Annotated in this window: 15 protein-coding genes and 1 pseudogene; 4 read left to right on the plus strand and 12 right to left on the minus strand. The window is 60.6% G+C overall.

Going from position 1 to position 22,421, the window contains the following annotated elements; genetic code table 11:
- Positions 1-103: 103 nt before the first annotated feature.
- The 3 genes from hutU to hutC all read right to left on the minus strand — a co-directional run bounded on the left by hutU (position 104) and on the right by hutC (position 3,538).
- Entirely contained in the window at positions 104-1,786 is a 1,683-nt protein-coding gene (hutU, locus tag J3P75_RS25920; protein WP_434708675.1) for a urocanate hydratase, read from the minus strand.
- A gap of 472 nt (positions 1,787-2,258) precedes the next feature.
- Positions 2,259-2,831 (minus strand): HutD/Ves family protein, encoded by a 573-nt coding sequence (locus J3P75_RS25925; RefSeq protein ID WP_434708676.1) that lies wholly within the window; start codon positions 2,829-2,831, stop codon positions 2,259-2,261.
- On the minus strand, positions 2,828-3,538 hold the full coding sequence (hutC, locus tag J3P75_RS25930; protein ID WP_162803449.1) for a histidine utilization repressor: 711 nt from the start codon (positions 3,536-3,538) through the stop codon (positions 2,828-2,830). Before hutC ends, J3P75_RS25925 begins: the two co-directional genes overlap by 4 nt.
- Positions 3,539-3,683: 145 nt before the next feature.
- Here hutC and J3P75_RS25935 point away from each other — a divergent pair, with 145 nt between their 5' ends.
- Positions 3,684-5,048 (plus strand): formimidoylglutamate deiminase, encoded by a 1,365-nt coding sequence (locus J3P75_RS25935; RefSeq protein ID WP_434708677.1) that lies wholly within the window; start codon positions 3,684-3,686, stop codon positions 5,046-5,048.
- Between the two features lie 118 nt (positions 5,049-5,166).
- Here J3P75_RS25935 and J3P75_RS25940 read toward each other — a convergent pair whose 3' ends face one another.
- Positions 5,167-5,736 carry a lipocalin family protein gene (locus tag J3P75_RS25940; RefSeq protein WP_090280288.1) on the minus strand — a complete coding sequence of 190 codons (570 nt, stop codon included), beginning with the start codon at positions 5,734-5,736 and terminating at the stop codon, positions 5,167-5,169.
- 29 nt (positions 5,737-5,765) lie between these two features.
- Positions 5,766-6,020 (minus strand): lipoprotein, encoded by a 255-nt coding sequence (locus J3P75_RS25945; protein WP_034152995.1) that lies wholly within the window; start codon positions 6,018-6,020, stop codon positions 5,766-5,768.
- A 418-nt stretch (positions 6,021-6,438) separates the two neighbouring features.
- On the opposite strand from J3P75_RS25945, the pseudogene J3P75_RS25950 reads away from it, so the two are divergent.
- Positions 6,439-7,290 (plus strand): annotated as a pseudogene (locus J3P75_RS25950) (cache domain-containing protein); the annotation flags it as partial.
- Positions 7,291-7,431: 141 nt separating this feature from the next.
- A complete protein-coding gene (locus J3P75_RS25955; protein WP_425516432.1) occupies positions 7,432-8,196 on the plus strand; it encodes a methyl-accepting chemotaxis protein in 765 nt (254 codons plus the stop codon).
- Between the two features lie 116 nt (positions 8,197-8,312).
- On the opposite strand, the gene J3P75_RS25960 is transcribed toward J3P75_RS25955, so the two are convergent.
- From J3P75_RS25960 to J3P75_RS25980, 5 genes are all read right to left on the minus strand, one after another.
- Complete coding sequence (locus J3P75_RS25960) at positions 8,313-8,915, minus strand: DUF924 family protein (RefSeq protein ID WP_434708678.1); 603 nt, start codon at positions 8,913-8,915, stop codon at positions 8,313-8,315.
- 2 nt (positions 8,916-8,917) lie between these two features.
- On the minus strand, positions 8,918-9,928 hold the full coding sequence (locus J3P75_RS25965) for a class 1 fructose-bisphosphatase (protein WP_039756611.1): 1,011 nt from the start codon (positions 9,926-9,928) through the stop codon (positions 8,918-8,920).
- A gap of 332 nt (positions 9,929-10,260) precedes the next feature.
- Positions 10,261-11,625 (minus strand): DUF3999 domain-containing protein, encoded by a 1,365-nt coding sequence (locus J3P75_RS25970; protein ID WP_434708679.1) that lies wholly within the window; start codon positions 11,623-11,625, stop codon positions 10,261-10,263.
- Positions 11,622-15,206: a DUF2339 domain-containing protein gene (locus J3P75_RS25975; RefSeq protein WP_434708680.1), complete on the minus strand. Its 3,585-nt coding sequence runs from the start codon at positions 15,204-15,206 to the stop codon at positions 11,622-11,624. Before J3P75_RS25975 ends, J3P75_RS25970 begins: the two co-directional genes overlap by 4 nt.
- A 254-nt stretch (positions 15,207-15,460) precedes the next feature.
- Positions 15,461-17,911 carry a glycogen/starch/alpha-glucan phosphorylase gene (locus J3P75_RS25980; RefSeq protein ID WP_090280262.1) on the minus strand — a complete coding sequence of 817 codons (2,451 nt, stop codon included), beginning with the start codon at positions 17,909-17,911 and terminating at the stop codon, positions 15,461-15,463.
- 257 nt (positions 17,912-18,168) lie between these two features.
- Between J3P75_RS25980 and J3P75_RS25985 the strand changes: the two genes are divergently transcribed.
- On the plus strand, positions 18,169-18,606 hold the full coding sequence (locus tag J3P75_RS25985) for a YkgJ family cysteine cluster protein (RefSeq protein ID WP_025110918.1): 438 nt from the start codon (positions 18,169-18,171) through the stop codon (positions 18,604-18,606).
- Positions 18,607-18,820: 214 nt separating this feature from the next.
- Here the strand turns inward: J3P75_RS25985 and typA are convergent, their stop codons facing one another.
- Both typA and thiI read right to left on the minus strand, forming a co-directional pair.
- Positions 18,821-20,641, minus strand: a complete 1,821-nt coding sequence (gene typA, locus J3P75_RS25990) for a translational GTPase TypA (protein WP_434708681.1) — start codon at positions 20,639-20,641, stop codon at positions 18,821-18,823.
- Between the two features lie 139 nt (positions 20,642-20,780).
- On the minus strand, positions 20,781-22,235 hold the full coding sequence (gene thiI / locus J3P75_RS25995; RefSeq protein ID WP_090280257.1) for a tRNA uracil 4-sulfurtransferase ThiI: 1,455 nt from the start codon (positions 22,233-22,235) through the stop codon (positions 20,781-20,783).
- Positions 22,236-22,421 lie beyond the last annotated feature (186 nt).

A 22,421-nucleotide genomic window follows, 5' to 3' on the forward strand; every position in this document is an offset into this window, starting at 1 on the left:
TTCTGTAGGAGTGAGCCTGCTCGCGATTGCGGTGTGTCATTCAGCACATTTGTTGAATGTGCTGGCCTCATCGCGAGCAGGCTCACTCCTACAGGGGACAACATTACTTTCCGGTGATCATCGGCAGGTTCAGGCCCTGCTCTTTGGCGCAATCGATAGCGATCTGGTAACCGGCATCGGCGTGACGCATGACGCCGGTTGCCGGGTCGTTGTGCAGAACGCGAGCGATGCGTTCGGCCGCTTCGTCCGTGCCGTCGCAGACAATCACCATGCCCGAGTGCTGCGAGAAGCCCATGCCGACGCCGCCACCGTGGTGCAGGGAAACCCAGGTCGCGCCGCTGGCGGTATTGAGCAGGGCGTTGAGCAGTGGCCAGTCGGACACGGCGTCGGAACCGTCCTGCATCGATTCGGTTTCGCGGTTCGGGCTGGCCACCGAGCCGGAGTCGAGGTGGTCGCGACCGATCACGATTGGCGCCGACAGCTCGCCGCTGCGGACCATTTCGTTGAACGCCAGACCGAGCTTGGCGCGCAGACCCAGGCCGACCCAGCAAATACGTGCCGGCAGACCCTGGAAGCTGATGCGCTCGCGGGCCATGTCCAGCCAGTTGTGCAGGTGCGCGTCGTCGGGGATCAGCTCTTTGACCTTGGCGTCGGTTTTGTAGATGTCCTGTGGATCACCCGACAAGGCCGCCCAGCGGAACGGGCCGATGCCACGGCAGAACAGTGGACGGATATAGGCCGGCACGAAGCCCGGGAAATCAAAGGCGTTGTCGACGCCTTCTTCCTGGGCCATCTGACGGATGTTGTTGCCGTAGTCGAAGGTCGGAATGCCTTGTTTCTGGAATTCCAGCATGGCTTTGACGTGCACGGCCATCGACTGCTTGGCGGCTTTGATCACCGCGGCCGGTTCGGTCTTGGCGCGGGCGCGGTACTCGTCCCAGCTCCAGCCGGCCGGCAGGTAACCGTTGAGCGGGTCGTGGGCGCTGGTCTGGTCGGTGACCATGTCCGGGCGCACGCCGCGCTTGACCAGCTCCGGGAGTATTTCTGCGGCGTTACCCAGCAGAGCGATGGAGATCGCTTTGCCTTCTTTGGTGTATTTGTCGATACGCGCCAGCGCGTCGTCGAGGTCTTTGGCCTGCTCGTCGACGTAACGGCTTTTCAGGCGGAAATCGATGCTGACCTGCTGGCATTCGATGTTCAGCGAGCAAGCACCGGCCAGTGTCGCGGCCAACGGCTGCGCGCCGCCCATGCCACCGAGGCCTGCGGTCAGCACCCACTTGCCGGTGAGGTTGTCGTTGTAGTGCTGGCGACCGGCTTCGACGAAAGTTTCGTAGGTGCCCTGAACAATGCCCTGGCTGCCGATGTAGATCCAGCTGCCGGCGGTCATCTGGCCGTACATGGCCAAGCCTTTGGCGTCGAGTTCGTTGAAGTGTTCCCAGCTCGCCCAGTGCGGCACCAGGTTGGAGTTGGCGATCAGCACGCGCGGAGCGTTGCTGTGGGTCTTGAACACGCCGACCGGCTTGCCCGATTGCACCAGCAGGGTCTCGTCGTCACTCAGGTTGGTCAGGCTTTCGACGATCTTGTCGTAGCACTCCCAGTTGCGCGCCGCGCGACCGATACCACCGTAGACCACCAGCTCTTTCGGGTTCTCGGCGACTTCCGGGTCGAGGTTGTTCATCAGCATGCGCAGCGGCGCTTCGGTCAGCCAGCTCTTGGCGGTCAGCTTGTTGCCGCGCGATGCACGGATTTCGACGTTACGAACCTTAGTAGGCTTATTGTCAGTCACGAAAAAGACTCCTCAGCGATCAATTCAAACCAACCCTGGCAATGGGCAAGCAGCCTGCGCGCTTCGATGCGCGACAAGCGAATCAGTGGACGCTGCGGAGAGTCTTGAGCGACTCATACGCATACGTCTTTACTTGTACATACAAGCATATGCAATCAAGCGGCCAACTTGTTGGAGGGCTGTTCAAGAAAAATCACGGATACGGCTAGAGAGCTCCTGAATCAAGGGTTCTGGCGTGCATGAAATATTTCGAGGGCATTGATTGAGAGGGTTGGGGATTGTCACGAAAGCGAGGCTTTGCGCCACGCTGGGGCGTTCGGTAACAAGTTGGTGCGTGCAGGAAACAGGTTTCGGGATCGTTCCCACGCTCTGCGTGGTAACGCCGTCACGGACGCTCCGCGTTCGCTGGTGACGCAGAGCGTCACGAGATGCATTCCCACGCAGAGCGTGGGAACGATCAACATTGAAGGAATTAGTGAGCAGTCAGTTCGATCACGCAACACGCTGCATTTATCGAGACTTCGATCAGGCCAGCATTACCGTCCAGTTGCAGGCAATCATGTCGCCCCAACTGCGAAGCGTCGTCACCGATCTGCACTTGCAGCGCGTCACTGACGCTGAATACCAGCAGCGTCGACGCCGAACTGAAAAAGCGTTGTTCGCCTTCCAGCCACTGCAACCGCGCGCTGTAACGCTGCGGTGCGTAGATCAGGTTGAAATCGCGAATCGCGCCGCCGAGCAGCGTGCACGACACCTGACTTTCGCCATGAAAGGCAAACGGGTCGAGCGGTAACAGCGGCCGGGTATCTTCGCCATCGACGCACAGGGTCATGCCGTCACCCTGCAACACGGTGATGACCCGCTGATAACCGGCGAACGTCGAAAAACCGCCGGATTCGGCGATATCGGCAATCGACAGGCGCCAGCCGAAACCGTCGAGACCGGCGCCGGCGTCGCGGGTGATTTCTTCGGTGCTGCCGCCGCCGTTCTTCCATGGCATGCGCGGGTAGCCTGCGGCGCGCAGAACCTTCAGTTCGTATTTCATTTATGGAACCGCCCTTCCAGACGATGACGGGAACCCGGATGGATCAAGCGCGCGGCGGTCACCGGCTGTCGCCCCGACCACGTCCGGCGCCGAATCAGCAGGCACGGCTCGCCCTTTTCGATCTGCAGCAATTTGCACTCGGACGGCTCAGCGAGAATCGCCTCGACCACGTGCTCGCCCTCGGTCAGCGGTGCGACCTGGTTGAGATAGGCGTAGGGGGTTTGCAGGGTGAAGTCCTGCTTGAGGTATTCCGGGGCGACCAGCGCATTGACGAAGCGGTCTTCGATTTGCACTGGAATGTCATTTTCGTAATGCACGATCAGCGAGTGGAACACCTTCTGCCCTTCGCGCATGTCCAGCGCCAGCGCGCGCTCGGAACCGGCGGCCTCTTCTTCGAGGGTGATGACCTGGCAGGTGTGGCGGTGGCCACGGGAAGCGATTTCATCGGCGATGTTGTGCACTTCAAATAGCGCGGACTGGCTCTTCGGCTCGGCGACGAACGTGCCGACACCCTGCATGCGCACCAGCAGGCCGTCGGCGGTCATCTCGCGCAGGGCGCGGTTGATGGTCATGCGGCTGAAACCCAGTTGGCTGACCAGTTCGCTCTCGGACGGCACGCGGTAATGCGGCGGCCAGTTACCGCTGTCGATCTGCTGGGTGATCATCTGTTTGACGCGGGCGTACAAGGGCGCCGGACTGTCGCCCATGTTCGCGGCCAACGGGGAGACTGGAGGCGGAGTCGGCACGGTGGATCCCTGTTCTTGGATGAAAGTGGCTAGCTTGCCGGAGTTTACCGGGCAGGCAAACGTCTGTATATGTATATACAAATAACACACGATGGGGTGTAGAACCATGTCCGCCTTCTTTGCCGAACGCGCACTGCTGCCTAATGGATGGGCCAATAATGTACGTCTTGAGGTCAGCGCCGATGGCATGCTGACCCAAATTCGGGCCGATGCCAGCGCAGACGGCGCCGAACGGTTGAGCGGCCCATTGCTGCCGGGCATGCCGAATCTGCATTCACACGCCTTCCAGCGCGCAATGGCCGGGCTGGCTGAAGTGGCCGGCAACCCGAACGACAGTTTTTGGACCTGGCGCGATCTGATGTACCGGCTCGTCGGCAAGATCAGCCCGGATCAGCTCGGCGTCATCGCCCGTCAGCTGTACATCGAAATGCTCAAGGCCGGTTACACATCGGTCGCCGAATTCCACTACGTACACCACGACAGCAGCGGTCAGCCGTACGCCGACCCGGCCGAACTGGCCTTGCGCATCAGCCAGGCCGCCAGCGACAGCGGCATCGGCCTGACCCTGCTGCCGGTGCTCTACAGTCACGCCGGTTTCGGCGGCCAGACGCCCAATGACGGCCAACGACGGTTTATCAACAGCACGGAAAATTACCTCAATCTGCAATCGCGCCTGCAGCCATTACTGGCGCAGCAAAAGGCGCAATCGCTGGGGTTGTGCTTTCACTCGTTGCGCGCGGTGACGCCGCAACAGATCAGCGAAGTTCTCGCCGCCAGCGACAAACAGTGCCCGGTGCACATCCACATCGCCGAACAGCAGAAGGAAGTCGACGACTGCCTGAACTGGAGCGGGCGTCGGCCGCTGCAATGGCTGTATGAAAATGTCGAAGTCGATCAACGCTGGTGCCTGGTCCACGCGACCCACGCCAACCGGGAAGAAGTCACGCTGATGGCCAACAGTCGCGCCATCGCCGGGCTTTGCCTGACCACCGAAGCAAATCTGGGCGACGGGATTTTCCCGGCGGTGGATTTCCTCGCTCAGGGCGGGCGCATGGGCATCGGCTCGGACAGCCATGTGTCGCTCAGCGTGGTGGAGGAATTGCGCTGGCTGGAATACGGCCAGCGTCTGCGTGACCAGCGCCGCAATCGCTTGTATGGCGCGGATCAGCCGATGGTCGGGCGCACGTTGTACGACGCCGCGCTGGACGGCGGAGCGCAGGCACTGGGGCAGCCGATTGGTGCGCTGGAAATCGGCAAGCGGGCCGACTGGATTGTGCTCGATGGCAACGATCCCTACCTGGCGACGGCCAGTGGGGACGGGATTTTGAATCGCTGGTTGTTCGCCGGTGGCGATCGGCAGGTGCGAGATGTGATGGTGAATGGCCAATGGGTGGTGCGAGGCGGCAGGCATGCCGGGGAAGAAGACAGCGCCCGAGCCTTCACTCAAGTCCTGCGCGATCTTCTTGGCTGAGACAAAACCCCATGTAGGAGTGAGCCTGCTCGCGATAGCGGTGTGTCAGTTACATATTCATGTTCTGACATACCGCTATCGCGAGCAGGCTCACTCCTACAAAGTTTTGCAGTGTTCTTCAGTTCGAAGTCTTGGCCATCTGCCGATCCGTCGCCCGCCAGATCAGCCGCGTGGTGTCATACCCTTGCTGACGCGCCTTGCTCAGCAAGTCCTCGCGCACCACTCCGTTGACGGTCGGTGTACGCGACAGCAGCCACATGTACTTGCGACTCGGGTCGCCGACGATGGCGGTCTTGTAGTCGTCGCTGACGTACAACACCCAGTATTCACCTTTGGCCACGCCCGGCAGCAGGCGCGAGAACCAGTTGTCGAACTCGACCCACAGCTTGTCGGTCTTGCCCGGCACTTGCGGATAAGCCGTGCCCTTGGCCTCTTCCCATTGCCAGTCCGGCGTCAGGCAGCGGTTGAGCACCGCCACGTTGCCGTCAGGCTTGAGGGTGTAATGCGCTTCGGATTGCGCGCAGTTGCGCTGGAAGTACATCGGCAGACGCGCCAACTCGTACCAGGTGCCTTGATAACGCTTGAGGTTGACGCTGTTGACGGTCTTCGGTGCCAACGAGTCGACGCCGGAAGTGGCGCAGCCAGCCAAAACCAGGCCGGCAAAAAGAACTAACAATAACCGCTTCATTTTTTTCTCCGTGGGCGCAACGCCCCGGTTTACTTCAGGCCTTGGCCGGAAAACATCAGCACTTTGTCACCGGCGTACTGCACGCTGATAAAGCTGTTCTTGTCGCCCCAGGTGCAACTGGACATACCGAGCGCACCCGAGCAATCGGTCGGTTTGCCCAGCAGGGTTTCGACTTCGGCCTTGGCCATGCCGGCCGAGAGCTTCGAGTAGTTTTCCTGATTGACCTTGCTGCATGCGGCCAGCAGCACGCAAAAGGACAGAAGGGCGAGAGATCGCAGCGACATGGTGTAACTCCTGGAGCGGAAGGGGGCTGGCATGGTGCCAACCAGAAGCTTAGAAGAGAAAACCCTCCTCTGGTTCCCTGACAAGATGGCTATTTGTTCATCCGCCCGTCCGGCATTTATCGGTTAAATCAGACACTTTGTAGGGCTATTGAGCATTTCGTCGAATTTCCGCCAGCACGCCTAATCTTTGGCGCGCGCCGGTCGAAATAAGAGCAGCGCAACGCCAGGGAATATGGCAAATTGCCGTCCTTTCCTGACCAGCCCTTGCTCGGTAGTTCATTCGATGACCAGAAACCTGAAATTCAGCCACAAGATCTTGTTGGCTGCCGCCCTCGTGGTGGCCGTTGCGTTCGCCTGTTTCATTCTGTTCAACGACTATCGACAACGTCAGGCCCTGAGCAGCAGCACCGAAGCGACCATGCAGGAACTGGGCAGTCTGACCACCAGCAACATTCAGACCTGGCTGGAAAGCCGCATCCAGCTGCTGCAGTCGTTATCCCAGCAAGTAGCGGTCGACGGCAACGCGCCGGCCAGCCTCAAGCGCATCATCGACCTGCCCGCCTACACCGGCAATTTTCAGCTCAGCTATTTCGGCGGCGCGGACGGCGTGATGTTCTCGGTACCGGCCGGCAATCGCGCGCCGGATTACGACCCGCGCGCCCGCGGCTGGTACAAAGCGGCCAACTCCGCGCAACAGACCATCGTCACCGAACCGTACATCGCCGCCTCGTCAGGCAAACTGGTGATTACCGTCGCCACGCCGGTGCAGCGCCAGGGCCAGATGCTCGGCGTCGCCGGCGCAGATATCGATCTGACCAGCGTCAGCGCAATCATCAACTCGCTGAACTTCGGCGGTCACGGTCACGCGTTCATTGTCAGTGCCGAAGGCAAAATCCTTATCCACCCGGACAGCAAACTGGTGCTCAAGACCCTCGCCGAGGCTTATCCGAACGGCGCGCCGAAAGTCAGCCCGGGCCTGAAAGAAGTCGAATTCGACGGCAAGACTCAGTTGATCTCCTTCACCCGCGTCAACGGCGTGCCGTCGGCTGACTGGTACGTGGCGCTGGTGCTCGACAAAGACACCGCGTTCGCCATGCTCAGCGAATTCCGCACCTCAGCGTTGATCGCCATGGCCATTGCCGTGATGATCATTCTGGCCCTGCTGGGCATGCTGATTCGTGTGCTGATGCAACCGCTGCTGACCATGGGCCGCGCCATGCACGACATCGCCGAAGGTGAAGGCGATCTGACCAAGCGCCTGGTGATTCACGGCAACGATGAGTTCGGCGCGCTGGGCACTTCGTTCAACCGCTTCGTCGAGCGTATTCACACCTCCATCCGCGAAGTGTCTTCGGCCACCGGCCAAGTCAACGAAGTCGCCCTGCGTGTGGTCGCCGCGTCGAACTCGTCGATGTACAACTCCGACCAGCAAGCCAGCCGCACCAACAGCGTCGCCGCGGCGATCAACCAGCTCGGCGCCGCCGCCCAGGAAATCGCCCAGAACGCCGCCCTCGCCTCGCAGCACTCCAGCGATGCGCGAGGCCTCGCCGTCGAAGGTCAGCAGGTGGTGGATAAAACCATCCAAGCCATGCAACAGCTGTCGGCGAAGATCAGCGATTCCTGCGGCAACATCGAAACCCTCAACAGCAACACGGTGAACATCGGCCAGATTCTCGAAGTGATCACCAGCATTTCCCAGCAAACCAACCTGCTCGCGCTCAACGCCGCGATCGAAGCGGCGCGCGCCGGTGAGGCCGGTCGCGGTTTCGCCGTGGTCGCCGATGAAGTGCGCAACCTCGCCCACCGCACCCAGGATTCGGCGCAGCAAGTGCAGAAGATGATCGAGGAACTGCAAGTCGGTGCACGTCAGGCGGTGAGCATCATGACCGAGAGCCAGCGCGAAAGCGAAAGCAGCGTCGGCATCGCCAACCAGGCCGGCGAACGCCTGGGCAGCGTGACCCAGCGTATCGGCGAGATCGACGGCATGAACCAGTCGGTCGCCACCGCGACTGAAGAGCAGACCGCCGTGGTCGAGTCGATCAACGTGGATATCAGCGAGATCAACACGCTGAATCAGGAAGGCGTGGAAAATCTGCAGGCGACATTGCGCGCGTGCTCGGATCTGGAGCAGCAGGCGGCGCGATTGAAGCAGTTGGTCGGTAGTTTCAGAATTTAAAGCGCTGCTATTGGCCCCATCGCCAGCAGGCTGGCTCCCACATTTGATCTGTGTCGTTCACAAATGCATTGTGGGAGCCAGCCTGCTGGCGATTGGGCCTCAGCCGAACAGAAGATTTAAAACCGTGAACCAGGCCCCGAAAGAAACTCCAATTCCTCCGCCGTAGACTCCCGCCCCAACACCGCATTTCGATGCGGAAACCGGCCAAACCGGGCAATCGCCTTGCGATGCCGCTCGGCGTAATCCAGATTGTCGGCGAACACTGCCCGCTCATCCTCAGGCTGTTCCGCCACCAGTTCGATGAAGCGCGACACCGCTTCGTTCTGCACCGCGAGGTTTTCGCAGTGTTCGAACACCAGATAAATGAACACACGCTGGATCGGTTTCAACTGCCGATCAAAATCCGCCGCGATGCCTTGGGCGACGAGCTTCTGCGCGCGTAAATCACCGGAGTAGGCTTTGGGGGTGTTGCGATGGATCATGCGCGGCAGCTGATCGAGCAAAAGCACAAGCGCCAGCCAACCTTCGGGACATTGCGTCCACTCGGTCAATTCGCCGGCCAGGGCCTGATCGACAAAGACCCCGAAGCGCGTCTGCGCTTCGAGGTCTTGGCTGGCTCGCTTGCCGAACCACAACTTGCCCTTTTCAGCCGCTACTGCGTCGGGGGATTCGGCTTGTCCGAACCACCAGTCGAGCAACGGCTGCCAGGGCGCAGTCACGGTTATTCCTTGTGGTATGCCGTGGCGCGCGCGACTTCTTCTTTCGAGCCGAGGAACACCGCTACACGCTGGTGCAGGCCTTCAGGCTGAATGTCGAGGATGCGCTGGTGGCCGTCAGTGGAGGCGCCACCCGCTTGTTCGACGAGGAACGACATCGGGTTGGCTTCGTACATCAGGCGCAGTTTGCCCGGCTTTGACGGCTCACGGCTGTCGCGCGGGTACATGAACAGACCGCCACGCGTCAGGATGCGATGCACGTCGGCAACCATCGCTGCAACCCAACGCATGTTGTAGTTCTTTTTCAGCGGACCTTCTTCACCGGCCAGTAACTCTCCGACGTAGCGCTGTACCGGGGCTTCCCAGTGACGCTGGTTGGACATGTTGATGGCAAATTCCTGCGTGGTTTCAGGAATGGTGATGTCTTCGTGGGTCAGCACGAAGCTGCCCATTTCGCGGTCGAGGGTGAAGCCTTTGACGCCGTCGCCCAGGGTCAGCACCAGCATGGTCTGCGGACCATAGATCGCGTAACCGGCGGCCACTTGTTGCGTGCCTGGTTGCAGGAAGGCCTTTTCGTTCAGCGGCTCGTTCTGGCTGAGGTATTCGTTCGGGCAACGCAGTACCGAGAAAATGGTGCCGACCGGCGCGTTGATGTCGATGTTCGACGAACCGTCCAGTGGGTCGAATACCAGCAGGTAGGCGCCTTTCGGGTATTTGCCCGGGATCTGGTAGGCATTGTCCATTTCTTCGGACGCCATGCCGGCCAGGTGACCGCCCCATTCGTTGGCTTCGAGCAGGATTTCGTTCGACAGCACGTCGAGTTTCTTCTGCACTTCGCCCTGGACGTTTTCAGTGCCCATGCTGCCCAGAACACCGCCGAGGGCGCCTTTGGACACGGCGTGGCTGATTTCCTTGCAGGCACGCGCCACCACTTCGATCAGGAAGCGCAGATCGGCAGGAGTGTTGTTGCTGCGGGTCTGCTCAATCAAATAGCGACTCAAGGTAACGCGGGACATGGACGGCTCCGGTGGAATGGGGGGGGGCTAAAAACCCGCGCAGTTTACAGGGAGTCTGAAAACCTAGCGAGCGAAGACGCCCGCTAACGTGCGTCGGGGCGTATTTGCCTGCATCAGACGTGATTGTCGGTGGAGAGTTCAGGTGACGGATTTAGCGTAGACCGGTTCGAGACTATTGGTGCCTGGCTGATGCGGCAGTTTGAAGATTTTTGTAGGCGGGTAGACCGCTATCGCAAGCAGGCTCACTCCTACAAGGACAGCATTCCACATGAAGAAACGCGGTCACTTGTGGGAGCGAGCCTGCTCGCGATTGGCGCACAGCGCCAGCCTTCTCAGGTGTTGGCGGGCGGCTTGCGCAACAGGCTGAACGCCATCGACCCCAGAAATACCACGCTGAGCAACAACACCGCCCACAAGCCGATCTTTTTCCAATTGGTCCCGGCCACCGCCGCGGTGGTCGCCGTCGAGGTCTGCGTCACCACGGCTTCGCTCTGCACAGAAGCCTTGCCCAGCGTCGCCAGCATCTGCGGTTTGAAATCAGGAATCAGCGTGGTCAACGGCAGGTTAGCCGTTTTCACCGTGGCATTGCCCAGCGCGAGGCTGTACGGCCCATCGCCCCGTGCGAGGAAAATCACCTGTGTGGCGCGCACCGCGTATTTCAGATCCGGCGCCTGCTCACCCAGCCCACCACCGCGTTCGTCCACGGTCAGCTTCAATTGCTGCACGGTCTGCCCGGCGAGGGGTATTTCGTTCTGCACTACGTCCTGATTGTTCTGGGTCAGGCGGTACAACAAGCCGCTGCTCAACGTCTGCCACGGCAAACTGCTCTCGCGGCGGCCGGCCAACGTGACCGGCGCCAGACTGTTCGGCTGTTTCAATTCAACCTGCACGCGCTCGACATTCAGCCCCATCGGCAGCTGCCAGGTGTATTCCCCGGCCTTGATGCTGCTGCCGGCCACGGTTTGCGACCAGACCAACGGCAGCGGTAGATGACGCGGGTCGCTGCTTTTCAGTTGCGCCGAAGTAAGGATTGGCGCTGAACCCGGCGACTCCCAGAGCAGGCGCACATACCGCGCGGTCTGCCCCGGTAAAGTCACTTCGTGCTGCTCGATGCGCTCATCGGAGAAGGTCAGCCGTGCGACCTGGCCATCGCCCCACGCCTGCCAATGTTGCAGATCGTCGCTGGCTTCGATGCTGAAACGCTGGAAGCCGTCGCGCTCGCTGGTCCAGTCGAGGACCAATTGCTGCAACGGTGCCTTGATCGCGCTGGCATCGAGCAGCCAGCCACGCAGCACTTCTTCCCCGGCTTCCAGCTGACTGGACGGCTGCACTTCGACCAGCGTGCCGTTAGTGGTCGATTGCACGCGCACGTTGGGCGCGCGCTCGCTGGCATCGGCGGCGTTGTACAACGGGAACCATTTGACGTCGTGCAACTGACCGTCGTCGCGGGTCTGCGCGGATTCGCGGGCCAGCGCGTAGGCCTGCGGTTCACCGGCGGCGTTGAACACGCGCAAGTCGCCGAGATCAGTCTGGCGTGCTTGTAGTTGCACGCTTAGCGGCAATTCGAGGCGATACCATGGGCCGTTGCCGCTGACCGACAGTGGCACCTGCGTGGCGAAGTCCGCGGGTTTTTCCTGGGCGCCGGCAGCCATCACCACGCCCAACGCCAACCAACCCAGATTCAGCATGCGACTCAAGAGACAACTCCTTCGGTTTCCGTGGCGGGTTTGCCCGCCGCCGGTTCGGCTTCGACGCGCTTGGGCGGCAACGGGGCAAAATAGCCCACCACCAGCAGCAACACGCCGACGCCGATAAACGAGACGATCCGGGCGAGGCCGCCACGGTTGCTCAGTTCGACAAAAATCAGTTTCGCCACCACCAGCGCAATCAGCGCCGCGCCGATCAGCCACACTTCGCGGCGATGGCGCAGATGACCGCCGATCATCAGCCCCAGCGCCATCAGCGTCCAGACGATCGACAACCCGGCCTGCACCAGCATCGAGGCGAGCAGCGTGTCCAGTTCGAAGGGGATGCCGGCCCAATGATGCGCAGCGCGGGTCACCAGCGCCGTGCAGAAGGCAAACAGCGAAACCCCGGCGACCAGTTGCGTGGCGTAACCGGCGTAGTCCCGGCGGATGGACAGTTGCGCCAGCGCACTGCGCGACCACACATAAACGCCGAACAGGGCAAACAGCAGCCCCAACTCCAGAGGGTTGAGCAGCGGCACATACGGCAGCGGTTCGGCGTTGCCATCGCTGACAGCGTTGGCCAGCCAGAACCACGCCAGCATCAACACGGCCAGCGGCGCAGCGGCGTAAAAACGGTACTCGCGGGCAAACGCCGATACCGGCCACGGCCACGTGCGCGGCGTCGCTGCCAGCAGCAAATAGACGCTCGGCAGAATCGCCCAGCCCAGCCAGCGCCACGCGTTGTACTGCTCGGACAACAGCAGCAGACCGTAACGCAACTGCAACGCCAGCACGCCGATCAGCAGCCAGCAGCCGAGCACATGGGCGGTACTCAAAGCGCGGGCCGGCAACATCGACGCGAGGCGGCGCAGGCTGAAGAAATGCGCGGCAAATACGAGCGTCCAGGCCGGCCAGCCGAAGTCGGCTGCCGGGTGATAACGCGACTGCCATGCACCGAGCAATACCAGCGCAGCCGCCGGGATCAGCAAGGTGCAGAGCAAACCCAGCGCCGGCCATTTCAGCCGCAGTGACGCCAGCGTCCACAGCGCCACACTGAGCGCCGCGGCCAACAGCAGCAAAGTGGCTTGCAGATTGACCGGTGCAAAGCGCAGCACCTCACTGATCCACGCCAGCGACCACCAAGCGGCGCCCCACACCAGCAACACTTCGGACAAACGCTGCAAACTCAACGCATCAAACGCCGAAGCATGGTTACCCTGTTGCAAGCGCCACGCGCCGATCATCGCCGCCAGCCCCAGCACCAGCGGCGTCCAGAATCCGCCATGGGCCAGCGGTTTCAAACCTTCGCTGGACAACGGCCCGAGCAACTCCGGGCCGGCCAGCAAAAACGCGGCGCCACCAATCACTTGCAACAGCAGACCGAACACGAAGCTGACGCGCTGTTGCAAATACAGGCTCAGCCAGATGATCAGCAAACCACTGGCCGCCCACACCGCACTCGCGGTCTGCCACGGCAGGACAAACAGCACTGCCAGATTGATCAGCACCAGGCCGGCCAACAGCACCACCGACAGACCGCGCAGCAAGCGCACATCGCCGCGCACCATGTCATTGCGCGCCGCCAGCAACATGCCGGCGATCAGTGCCAGACCGATCAGCGATGCGCTGAGTAATCCGCTCCAGCCGGCGCTGAACACTGCTGACGAATCCTCGCCCGCGCCTTGCAGGCGCAACAGGAACAACGCGCCGCCGAGCAATTGCACCGCAAACGCGCTGAACAGGAAGGTGCGCGATTGAATGCGCAGCCCGACCCACAACGTCGCCAGCCCGGCCAGCGCCCAACTGATCGCCGTGCCCTGGATGAAAAAGAACAGTGGTGCCAGCAGGTAGAGAAAAGTCAGGCCCAGACTCGCCAGCACGGGCAACGCCTGGCGCTCCCACGGCGCGGTCTGCTCCACTGCCGCTTTGCGCAATTGATAGAAGCTGAACAGCAGCGCACCGCCGAGCATCAACGCACCCAGTGGCGCACCGTCGAGCAAACTGCTTTCGCCGACTCGCAATTCACTGAGGAAGGCCAACGCCGAGCCCAATTGCAGCAACAGCGCAAAAGCCCGCGCAAACGGTCGATGCTGACGCAAGCCGAGCCAGAAAATCCCCGCCCCTTCCACCGCCCATGCCGCTGACGTCCAGCGCGCATCGAGCCCCAACGGAATCGCCAGACTGGCAAAAATCACCCCGAGCGCCAGACAGGTTTCGCCCAGCAATACTGCGCGCCCACTCATCAACACCCGGGCCAGCGCCATATAGAGCATGCCCAGCGCCAAGGCACTGAACGCCGCCGCGAATTCCAGGTGCTGGACGATGGCAAACTGCAAACCGAAACCAATGATCGGCGGGCCGAACAGCAGGGTGCCATCGACGTAATCGCCCTTGCGCACCGACCAGTGCAACAGCGCCTCGCGATCAGCGTCCCCCGGGGCATCGGCCAGATCGAGCAGCTTGCGTCGGGCAAACAGCAAGCCGATGGCCAAGTACATCAGGAAAAACAGAATCAGGAACAGCTCGGTGCTCCACAACAGCTCCGGAACATAGGAACGTAGCCCCCAAGCGAAACCGATGCCAAAGGTGCCAACGAAGCCGATCAGATTGAGCAGGCGCCAGGCTTTGAACCAGGCAATCGCCAGAATGCCGGCGTTGAGCAGGGCGAAATAACTGAACAGCGCGACGTGATTGCCTTCCCCCGTAGAAGTCAGGATCGGCGCGGCAAAACCGCCCAAGGCAGCCGCAGCGGCCAGCCCCAAGGCATCCTGGGTGATTGCCAGAATGGCCGAGAACACCGTCACAGCCACCAGCAGGCCCAGTGCGGCCGAAGGATCGAGCAGCGGATGCAAGCGCATCGCCGCGAACACCGTCAGGTACAGCACCGCGATCCCGGTGCCCTGCAGCATCAACGCATAATTTGTGTTGCGCCGGCGTAACCACCAACCCAGCGCAAGCAGGCCCAACGCGGCAGCCGCAACCCCGGCGTAACGCAGTTCGATCGGCACCACCATGCCTTCGGTGGCGTAACGCAGCAAAAACGCCAGACCGAAAAACAACAGCACTACACCCACGCGCAGCACCGTGTTACCACCGAACAGCCAGTTGCGTGCCGCACTGATGCCACGCTCGATCAGGTTCGGCCCACGGGGTTCGGCAGGTTTTTGCGGTTCGCGAGGGGCCGGTTCGGCGCGCCAGACATCGTCCGGCAGCGGCTGGCTGGTTTCACGGGTGGCGGCGGTGATCGGCTCGAGTTCGGGCGGCAGTTCCCAGATCAGTTCAGGCGCCGCGGATTGTTCGAAGACTTCGACAGACTCGGCTACCGGCTCGGCGACGGGCGCAGGAGGCGGCGGTGACGCCGCATGAAGCGGCGCGCCTTCGAGCAGAAACAGCCGCTGCTCGACGCCTTGCAAGGCGACTTTGGCTTGTTCGAGCTGCTGCTGTTGCGCAGCCGTCAGTTTGCCGAGCCGCGCGATGCGCATCGTCTGCACAATCGCCAGCCCGAGCAGCGCGCCCAACAGCGCAGCGCTGAACGACTCGTCGAGCAGTCCACCGAGCACCAGCCCGATCAACATGAACATCCATTGCATGGTCGATATCCCTAAGCAGCCCCGGGGCGGGGCGAGTCCGGCGATGGCTTCAGTCTAGGCACAAACCCCGTGGGAGCGAGCTCGCTCGCGAAAGCGCTTTGTCAGTCAACATTTCTGTTTAATGTGACAACGCTATCGCGAGCAGGCTCGCCCCCACAGGGCATGAGTAGTGACTGATGCATCCGGTAACCGGCGCTCAGTATATCGATCCGGCCCAACAAACGTTGGGCCTTGCGCAGATTTGTTGCGGAAAGTTACTCCAGCGCTTTCCAGATATCGGTGGCGTACTCGCGAATGGTCCGGTCAGACGAGAACCAGCCCATGCGCGCCGTGTTCAGCACTGCCGAACGCCACCAGTTATTGGAATCGTGCCAGTGCGCTTCCACGCGCTTCTGCGCTTCCCAGTACGAATCGAAATCGGCGCAGACCAGGAAACGGTCGTAGTCGATCAACGAATCGATCAGCCCGGTGTAACGCGAGGTGTCGTCGGGCGAGAACACACCGCTGCGGATCGCTTGCAGCACATCGTTCAGACGATGCGACGCGGCGATGTCCGGCAAGGCGCTGAACTCGTGGTTCTGCTTGCGCGCTTCAACCTGCTGCGCACTGAGGCCGAAGATGAACATGTGTTCGGCACCGATGCGCTCGGCCATCTCCACGTTGGCGCCATCGAGGGTGCCGATGGTCAGCGCGCCGTTGAGACCGAACTTCATGTTGCTGGTGCCCGACGCCTCGAAACCGGCGGTGGAAATCTGCTCGGACAAGTCCGCCGCCGGAATGATGCTCTCCGCCAGGCTGACGTTGTAATTGGGCAGGAACACCACCTTGAGCAAGCCGCGCACCGTCGGGTCGTTGTTGACCACCCGGGCGATGTCGTTGGTCAGTTTGATGATCAGTTTGGCCTGGTGATAACTCGCCGCGGCCTTGCCGGCGAAGATTTTCACCCGTGGCACCCAGTCGACTTCCGGCTCGGCACGAATCGCTTGATACAGCGCGACGGTGTGCAGCAGGTTAAGCAATTGACGCTTGTACTCATGGATGCGTTTGACCTGCACGTCGAACATCGCCGCCGGGTTGACGGCAATACCGAGGCGCTCGTGAATCAGGTAGGCCAAGGCTTTTTTGCTGTGCAGGCGTTGTTCGGCAAACGCTTTGCGGAACGCGGTTTTCTCGGCGAACGGCTCCAGTTCGAGCAGACGCTCTTCAGGATGATCGAGGATCTCCGGGCCCACAGCATCGACCAGCATCGAGGTCAGCTCGGCGTTGGCCTGGAACAGCCAACGGCGGAACGTAATGCCGTTGGTCTTGTTGTTGATCCGCTCCGGGTAGAGTTTGTGCAATTCGGCGAAAACGGTTTTGCGCATCAGTTGCGTATGCAGCCCGGACACGCCGTTGACGCTGTGCGAACCAAGGAACGCGAGGTTGCCCATGCGCACCCGGCGGCCGTTGTCTTCTTCGATCAGCGACACCGCGCGCAGCACGTCGAAATCATGAATGCCCTTGGCCCGCAGCGAGTCGATGTGCTGGGCGTTGATCAGATAAATGATCTGCATGTGCCGCGGCAGCATGCGTTCCATCAGGCCGACCGGCCAGGTTTCCAGCGCCTCGGGCAGCAAGGTGTGGTTGGTGTACGACAGCGTGTCGACCGTTACCTGCCAAGCCGCATCCCACGCCACGTCATAGACGTCGACCAATTGACGCATCAGTTCAGCGACGGCAATCGAGGGGTGGGTGTCATTGAGCTGGATTGCCGCATGATCACCGAGGGTCAGTACCGAGGTGTGCATGTTGCGATGACGGCGCAGCAGATCCTGCAGCGACGCGGCGACGAAGAAGTATTCCTGTCGCAGGCGTAGTTCCTGACCGGCTTCGGTGCTGTCTGCCGGGTAGAGCACGCGCGAGATGCTTTCGGCGCGGGCCACTTCGGCGACCGCGCCAAGGTGGTCGCCAGCGTTGAAACGCTCCAGATGCAGCTCTTCCATCGCACGCGCACGCCACAGGCGCAAGGTGTTGACGCTGGCGCCGCGCCAGCCGACCACCGGGGTGTCATAGGCAATCGCGCGCACGGTTTCCGCCGGCGACCAGACCTGACGGGTTTTGCCATTGGCGTCGGTGACGGTTTCAACGCTGCCGCCGAAGCCGATCGGGTACACCACTTCCGGCCGCTCGAATTCCCACGGGTTGCCGAAATCCAGCCAATGTTCGGTTTGCTCTTGCTGCCAGCCATCGACAATCGCCTGACGGAACAAGCCGTGCTCATAACGAATGCCATAGCCATGACCGGCAATGCCGAGGGTCGACATGCTTTCCATGAAGCACGCTGCCAGACGTCCGAGGCCGCCGTTGCCGAGCGCTGCGTCGGGCTCCAGCAAACGGATGCGCTCCAGATCGACGCCCAGTTCGGTCAACGCCTCACGTGCGACGTCGAGCAAGCCAAGGTTGCTCAGGCTGTCGTAGAGCAAGCGGCCGATCAGAAATTCCAGCGAGAGGTAATACACCCGCTTCTGGCCTTTGCGGTAGATCTGCCGGGTGTGGTCCATCCAGTGTTCGACCATGTGATCACGCGCCGCCAGGGCGATGGCTTCGAACCAGTCATGGTCAAAGGCGTGATCGGGATCCTTGCCCACTGCATAGGTGAGTTTGGTCAGGACGGCGTCGCGGAATGCGGCCACCTCTGCTTCGCGAACTAGTGGTTCTTGAGTCATCAATAGGACCTCGAGCGAGCGGGGAATTGTCTGAGCCTAGACGGTCTGACCGACGGTAACGGCTCTGGTTCGGCTGTATTTCCGGAGACTGTGAGGTAGTCCGGCATAACCTTGGCGGATGAACCAATGAATGCAGGGGCCGTGCCGAGTTGCCCGGCAAAGTGCCGGCATCGAGAAAAATCTGGCGAAAGGTTGTTCAAAAATCCACCAGTCCCGGTATGATCGCGCGCCCTGATGCACACCTCTGGTAACTCCCGATGATGAAACCCAACCTGATCGCCGCCGCCGAGATTGATCGTCTCGATACGTGGGCCAAATATTCGGCGCCGATGTGCGGCTCGTGCATGTCCAGCTGCTGCACGTTGCCGGTCGAGGTGAAGATCAAGGATCTGGTGCGCATCGGTGTGGTCGACGAGTTCGAACTGGGCGATCCGCCGAAGAACATCGCCAAGCGTTTGCAAAAGGAAGGCCTGGTCGAGCGTTTCAATCAGAAGTCGGGAATCTTCACCCTCCAGCGCATGAGCAACAACGATTGCTATTACCTGGATCGTAAGAGCCGCCTGTGCACCATTTATGACAAGCGCCCGGACACCTGCCGCAACCACCCGAAAATCGGCCCGCGGCCGGGCTATTGCGCGTACAAGCCGAAGGAAGTCGAGCGCGTGCAGAATTTCCGCGCGATCGAGAAGTTCTGATCGGTCTTGAGATTTTCAGCGGCTGACCGGCCGCCATCGCTGGCAAGCCAGCTCCCACAATGATTGTGGTCGAGCACATATTTTATATACGACCCAAAACCCTGTGGGAGCTGGCTTGCCAGCGATGGGGCCAGCAAAAATATCGTTTAAACCCCAGACAAACAAAAACGCCCCCGGTCTCGCGACCGGGGGCGTTCTTCATACCGAGGCTAGATTACGCCTTGGCTTTCTTGGCAGCGCGGGTACGCTCGCTTTCGTCGAGGATCTTCTTGCGAAGACGGATCGACTTAGGCGTGACTTCGCACAGCTCGTCTTCCTGGATGTATTCCAGAGCCTGTTCCAGAGTGAAGCGAACAGGTGGGACCAGAGCGATGGTTTCGTCTTTACCCGAAGCACGCATGTTGTCGAGCTTCTTGCCTTTGGTTGGGTTTACACCCAGGTCGTTGTCGCGGCTGTTCTGACCAACGATCTGACCGTTGTAGATCTCCTGGCCGTGTTCTACGAACAGCTTGCCGCGAGCCTGCAGGGTTTCCAGCGAGTAGGTCAGTGCCTTGCCGGTTTCAACCGAAACCAGAACGCCGTTCTGACGGCCGGACATGTGGCCCGACTTGACGGTGTCGTAGCGATCGAAGATCGAGGTCAGGATGCCAGCACCGTTGGTCAGGGTCAGGAACTGGTTACGGAAACCGATCAGACCACGAGCAGGGATGTTGTATTCCAGACGAACACGGCCCTTGCCATCCGGCACCATGTTGCTCAGGTCGCCTTTACGCAGACCCATCTCTTCCATCACCTTGCCCTGAGCTTCCTCAGGGATGTCGATGGTGACGTTTTCGAACGGTTCCTGCTTCACGCCGTCAACTTCACGGATGATCACTTCAGGACGGCCCAGGGCCAGTTCGAAGCCTTCGCGACGCATGGTTTCGATCAGTACCGAGAGGTGCAGCTCACCACGGCCGGAAACCTTGAACTTGTCAGCCGAGTCGCCTTCTTCAACGCGCAGTGCAACGTTGTACAGCAGCTCTTTGTCCAGACGGTCCTTGATGTTACGGGACGTCACGAACTTGCCTTCTTTACCGCAGAATGGCGAGTCGTTTACCTGGAAGGTCATCGAAACGGTTGGCTCGTCAACGGTCAGCGGCTTCATCGCCTCGACGGTGTCCGGGTGGCACAGGGTGTCGGAGATGAACAGCGAATCCATACCGCTGATGCAAACGATATCGCCTGCTGCAGCTTCTTCAACGTCAACGCGGTGCAGACCGTGGTGACCCATCAGTTTCAGAATACGGCCGTTGCGACGCTTGCCATCAGCACCGATCGCCACAACCGGGGTGTTCGGCTTGACGCGACCGCGAGCGATACGGCCAACACCGATAACACCCAGGAAGCTGTTGTAGTCCAGAGCGGAAATCTGCATCTGGAACGCGCCATCACGGTCAACGGCCGGAGGCGGAACGTGGTCGACTACTGCCTGGTACAGCGGGGTCATGTCTTCAGCCATGGCGGTGTGATCCAGACCGGCAATGCCGTTCAGGGCCGAAGCGTAAACAACCTGGAAGTCCAGTTGTTCTTCGGTCGCACCGAGGTTGTCGAACAGGTCGAAGATCTGGTCCAGAACCCAGTCCGGACGCGCGCCTGGACGGTCAACCTTGTTGATCACCACGATTGGACGCAGGCCGGCTTCGAAAGCCTTCTTGGTCACGAAACGGGTTTGCGGCATAGGGCCATCTTGAGCGTCAACCAGCAGCAGAACGGAGTCGACCATCGACATTACGCGTTCAACTTCGCCGCCGAAGTCGGCGTGGCCCGGGGTGTCCACGATGTTGATGTGGTAGCCGTTCCAGTTGATGGCGGTGTTCTTCGCCAGAATGGTAATACCGCGCTCTTTTTCCTGGTCGTTGGAGTCCATCACGCGCTCGTCGTTGAGCTCGTTGCGCTCCAGAGTGCCGGATTGACGCAGGAGTTTGTCTACCAGGGTGGTCTTACCATGGTCAACGTGGGCGATGATGGCGATGTTGCGTAGATTTTCGATCACTTGTGTATCTCGATCAGAGGATTCGGTTTGCTGACAAGTCTTGGCAGCGATTAGCAGTAGTGTCCGGCATGGCCGTTACAGCTTGACGGCGGTGTCGGGGGGCCGGTGACGCAGGCCACAGGCAAACAGCCCCGGGCACTTAGCTCGGTCGATAAACGCGCACATTGGCATGCCCCTCACTGAGCAAATGGTGAGCATGCAGGCGACTCATCACGCCTTTGTCGCAATACAGCAGGTACTGGCGAGTCGGATCCAGCTCCTTGAAACGAGCGTTCACTGCATAGAACGGCATCGTCTGTACTTCTACGCCAGCGAGTTCCAGCGGCTCATCCTCGGCGGCATCCGGGTGACGGATGTCGATCACGATCTGGCCGGCCAGTGCTTCGCTGACTTCTTCAATCTGTACGTCCTGGCCCAATTCGTCGATCACCCGATCGATTGGCACCAGCTTGGCGTTGGCGAGCGCACGCTCGAGCACCGCCATGTCGAATTGCTGCTCTTCGTGCTCAACCCGACCGCGTTTGGCGGCGGTTTTCGGGTTGACCGAAATGACCCCGCAGTATTCCGGCATGTGCCGGGCGAAATCGGCAGTGCCGATCTCGTTCGCGGTGTCGATGATGTCCTGTTTGTGCGCAACGATCAGTGGGCGCAGGACCAGCTTGTCGGTCACGCAGTCGATCACCGACAGGTTCGGCAGGGTCTGGCTCGAGACCTGGGAGATCGCTTCGCCGGTAACCAGCGCGTCGATGTGCAGGCGCTCGGCGATGTTCGACGCCGCGCGCAACATCATACGCTTCAATACGACGCCCATATGACTGTTATCGACTTTGCCGAGAATTTCGCCCAGCACTTCTTCGAACGGAACACTGACAAATAGCACGCGTTGCGAGCTGCCGTACTTCTTCCAGATGAAATGCGCGACTTCCATCACGCCCAATTCGTGGGCACGCCCGCCCAGATTGAAGAAGCAGAAGTGCGTCATCAGGCCACGGCGCAGGATCTGGTAGGCCGCCACGGTCGAGTCGAAGCCGCCGGACATCAATACCAGCGTCTGCTCCAGCGCACCGAGCGGGTAGCCGCCGATGCCGTTGTGCTGGCTGTGGATGACGAACAACCGTTTGTCGCGAACTTCGATGCGGACTTCGATTTCCGGCGATTTCAGGTCGATTCCGGCCGCACCGCACTCGCGACGCAGCTTGCTGCCGACGTATTTTTCGACGTCCATCGAACTGAACGTGTGCTTGCCGGCGCGCTTGCAGCGCACCGAAAAAATCTTCCCGGCCAGCGCAGCACCGTAATGCTGTTTGCACTTCTCGGTGATGTCGTCGAAGTCGCCTAGCGGGTACTCGTCGATCTGCAGAAAGTGTGCGATACCTGGCATGCAGGTCAGGCGCTCGCCCATCTCTTTCAAGGCTTTGGGGTCGGTAACGCGGGTTTCCAGCTCGAGATTGTCCCACACGCCGTTCACCACCACTGCCGGGTCCAAGTCGCGGAGCACGGTGCGGATGTTCTTGGCCAACTGGCGGATGAACTTCGTCCGGACAGGTCGGCTTTTGATGGTGATCTCGGGGAAGACTTTTACGATTAGTTTCATGAAAACAGCGCGCGCACGGCCAGCCGAAAAAGGGGGGCGCGGATTATAGCGGAAATTGCTCAAGGTTTAACCAGTTAATATGCAGAACGTTTTGCGCGCACCAAAACGGGTCGTTTTCGATTTGCTCCGCCACATTAAAGGGCGATATTTTCGCAATCAGGCCGCTTGAAGCCTTTATAAGCATGA

Origin of the sequence: Pseudomonas sp. R1-1 (genome assembly GCF_051132135.1) — a bacterium.
Lineage (GTDB): Bacteria > Pseudomonadota > Gammaproteobacteria > Pseudomonadales > Pseudomonadaceae > Aquipseudomonas.